Source organism: Pseudarthrobacter sp. AB1, assembly GCF_014926485.1.
In the GTDB taxonomy this organism is placed as follows: Bacteria; Actinomycetota; Actinomycetes; order Actinomycetales; family Micrococcaceae; genus Arthrobacter.
Map to the genome: position 1 here is coordinate 1 of NZ_PZKO01000081.1, position 3,515 is coordinate 3,515.

Here is a 3,515-nt window from a genome sequence, read left to right on the forward strand (position 1 = left end):
ATGCCGGTTATGCGCAGCGGGACGTTATGCCTTCTGCGGCATGATCGATGGTCCTCGGACGGGGCCCTCCTAGTAATGGCTTTGCATAACGATCCAGCCTTGAAGGGTGGCGCATAAGCGCCACGACTCAAGGTTGGAGGGCTGCAATGGAGAAGCAGATTGTCACGGTCGCCGATCTCGTGGGGGCGATCATCGCTGAGATGGAGCGGCGGAACTACAAGCCGTCCGTCATCAAGCAGTACCGCATCGTGTGGGACAAGCTGTGCGGGCACTCAGGTGCGATGCCTGTGGGTGCCTTCAGCATCGAGCACGGCATGGAGTTCTTAGAGGACGTGCTCCACATCCGCTCGCACCCGCTGAGCGAGGCGACCTCGTATCGGTGGATGAAGGCCATCTACTTGCTGAGCGACTTTAAGCGGACCGGCGTCCTGACGCTCCGCAGACCCGGGCGGGAGTTCGTGTTCGCCGGCGCGGCCGCCGCGCCGTTCCGGGCGTATGTGGCCAGCCTGGCGGCCAGGGGCATGTCGTCGGCGCACATCCGCAACTCAAGCACCTACCTCGAGAGGTTGGCGGCGTTCTTGGATCATGCTGGCCTGGATGACATCGCCGGGCTGGAGCCGGTTCACATTCACGGCTTCGTGGAGAGCTTGGCGGTCTACGAGCTGCCGACGATCTACCACACGGTCTGCGTACTGCGCAGTGTGCTGGGCTATCTGCATGAAGAGAAGGTGGTTCCGCGGGACCTGAGCCCGCTGGTGCCCAGAATCCGCTACACGAAGAAGGCCAGAATCCCCTCGGCCTACTCCCGCGAGGAAGTGGAGCAGATGGTCGCCGCCATCGACCACGGCAACCCCCGAGGAAAGCGCGATCTGGCGCTCATCCTGCTCGCGGCAAGGCTCGGTCTGAGAGCCGCCGACATCGCTGGACTGCGGTTCTCAAACCTCAGGTGGGAACAAGACGCCATCGAGATCGTCCAGCAGAAGACCGGCCGGGTCCTGGCGCTGCCCCTGCTCAACGACGTTGGCGAAGCCGTCATCGACTACCTACGCAACGCCAGGCCACACTCAGACTCCGAACATGTGTTTCTCAAGTTGAACGGCCCGTGCGAGCCGATGCAGCCGATATCAATCCATACCGTGGTCCACACACGATTGAAGGCAGCAGGAGTCGCCATCCCACAAGGGAAGAAACACGGTCCGCACGCACTACGGCACTCGCTTGCCTCGGCCCTGCTGGAGAAGAAGGTGCCACTGCCGGCGATCTCTGCCTCACTCGGGCACGCCGACACCGACTCGACGGCGGTCTACCTGAAAATCGATCTGGGACAGCTTCGAGGCTGCGCGCTGGACGTGCCCGGTCTCTACCAGGGATACCTCGACAGCCTAGGCGGTGAGAACGATGAGGATTGATGAGCAGGCGTCGTACTACGAGTCCGCTTTCGCCGCCCACATGGCTGGCTTCGTCCGCTACAAGCGCGCACAAGGCCTGCGCTACACCGACGTCCCGAAGTCGTTACGGGCGCTGTCCAGGTCCATCGCGTCCACGGGCCACACCGACCTGACAATCAGTCAGGAACTGATCGAGCAGTGGTGCCGCAGACGGCCCAACGAGCGTCGCAGCAACCAGCATAAACGCGTCGTGCACGCCAACCAGTTCCTCAGCTACCTGGCCGCACAGGGCCTCCAAGTGGCTTTCCCACAAACCTCGAACCAGCGCGGCCTTCCAGAATCATTCACCCCATACGTGTTCAGCCGACGCGAGCTGGACCAGCTCTTCGCCGCCTGCGACCGGCTCGAGGCCAAAGCGTCCTCGGTCAAGCCAGTCCTGCTGCCGGTCTTGATCAGGCTCCTGTATGGGTGCGGGCTGCGGGTGTCCGAGGCGCTGAACCTGACCCGCGGTGACGTCGATCTCGACAACTGCTGCCTCACCGTCCGCCACGCGAAGTTCGACCAGGACCGCCTCGTCCCACTGTCGATGTCGATGGCCGACATCATGCGCCACTACGACGCCACTGCACCGCGGCTATTCACCGCCGACCACGACACACGGTTCTTCACCCACAAGGACGGCCGGCCCGTCGCCCCCGACACCATCTACAGATGGTTCAGGAAGACCCTGTGGGCGGCCGGCATCTCGCACGGCGGCCGTGGGCATGGTCCCCGAGTGCACGACCTGCGGCACACCTTCGCCGTCTACTCGCTCAAAGCCATGGTCGACCAGGGCGCCGATGTCTACTGGGCGCTGCCGACACTAGCCACCTACCTCGGGCACGCCTCGGTCGCGGCAACCGGCCAATACGTCCGCCTGATCCCGGACATGTTCCCCGAAGTCACGACTGCTGTGAGCGCCATCGCCTCGCGCGTGATCCCAGGGGGCGAACCCGAATGACCACCCACGACTTCCAGCACTACCTCAGCGATTTCCTTGTCCGGTTCCTCCCCGGTGACGTTGGCTCAGCGACGAACACAATCATGTCCTACCGAGACACCTTCGCTTTGTTCCTCAGGTACTGCAAGGCCCACGAGGACATTACCCCCGAGCACATGACCTGCGAGCTGTTGACCAAAGACCTTGTGGAACGATTCCTGACCTGGCTCGAGGCCGAGCGGGGCTGCGTCCCAGCGACCCGCAACCAGCGACTGGCAGCGATCCGGTCGTTCTGCCGCTACCTGCAAGCCCGGGATATCGAGAGGATCGGGCAGTACCAGCGCGTCCTGGCGATACCAAAGAAGAAGACCACCACCGACCCACCCCGCCACCTCTCACTCGACGGGATCCGACTGATCCTCGACCAGCCCGACACCAGCAGACCCTCCGGACGGCGCGACCTCGCACTGCTGGCGCTGATCTACGACACCGGCGCCAGAGTCCAAGAGATCGCCGACCTGACCCTCGGCGACCTGCGGACCGATCCTCCCGCAACCGTAAAACTCACCGGCAAAGGCGGCAAGACCAGGATCGTGCCGCTAATGATCCCGACGGTCACCCTGGTCCAGCGTTACGCCGACGGTGCCGGCCTCACCGGCCCCGCCAGCAGGACCCGGTCGCTTTTCCCCAACCAAGGTGGCAAGAAATTGACCCGTACCGGCATCGCCTACATCCTCGGCAAGCACGTAACGGCCGCGAGGGAAGCCGACCCGGCGGCATTGCCGGACACGATCTCGCCACACACCCTCAGGCACAGCAAGGCCATGCACTTGCTTCAAGCCGGAGTCAACCTCGTCTACATCCGAGACATCCTCGGCCACGCCGATCTGAAGACCACCGAGATCTACGCCCGCATCGACGGAGAGATGAAAAGAAGAGCACTCCAGAGCGCTTTCACCAACGTCACGCCACCCGACGCCATGCCGCTCTGGCACCAGGACAAGGACATGCTCACCTGGCTCACCAGCCTCGGACGCTGACCACCACCACGGCGGGGCGTTATGCCAAGAACTCTTCAGCGACTGGCCGTCAAAACGCCAGTACGAACGAGGACTTTTGCATAACGTTCCGCTGCGCATAACCGAGAT

Annotated in this window: 3 protein-coding genes; all 3 read left to right on the forward strand. The window is 63.3% G+C overall.

From position 1 onward, the window contains the following. The first annotated feature begins 146 nt into the window (after positions 1-146). Genes DAD99_RS21245 through DAD99_RS21255 form a run of 3 tightly spaced genes read left to right on the forward strand, consistent with a single transcriptional unit; the run spans position 147 to position 3,407 of the window. Positions 147-1,409 carry a tyrosine-type recombinase/integrase gene (locus DAD99_RS21245; RefSeq protein WP_193343158.1) on the forward strand — a complete coding sequence of 421 codons (1,263 nt, stop codon included), beginning with the start codon at positions 147-149 and terminating at the stop codon, positions 1,407-1,409. Further along, positions 1,399-2,388, forward strand: a complete 990-nt coding sequence (locus tag DAD99_RS21250) for a tyrosine-type recombinase/integrase (RefSeq protein ID WP_193343159.1) — start codon at positions 1,399-1,401, stop codon at positions 2,386-2,388. Before DAD99_RS21245 ends, DAD99_RS21250 begins: the two co-directional genes overlap by 11 nt. Further along, positions 2,385-3,407: a site-specific integrase gene (locus tag DAD99_RS21255; protein WP_193343160.1), complete on the forward strand. Its 1,023-nt coding sequence runs from the start codon at positions 2,385-2,387 to the stop codon at positions 3,405-3,407. The genes DAD99_RS21250 and DAD99_RS21255 overlap by 4 nt, the downstream gene beginning before the upstream one ends. Positions 3,408-3,515 lie beyond the last annotated feature (108 nt).

Bases quoted from the DNA above. Each gene is read 5' to 3' on its own strand.
- DAD99_RS21245 (WP_193343158.1), top strand. From the start codon at position 147: ATGGAGAAGCAGATTGTCACGGTCGCCGATCTCGTGGGGGCGATCATC.
- DAD99_RS21250 (WP_193343159.1), top strand. From the start codon at position 1,399: ATGAGGATTGATGAGCAGGCGTCGTACTACGAGTCCGCTTTCGCCGCC.
- DAD99_RS21255 (WP_193343160.1), top strand. From the start codon at position 2,385: ATGACCACCCACGACTTCCAGCACTACCTCAGCGATTTCCTTGTCCGG.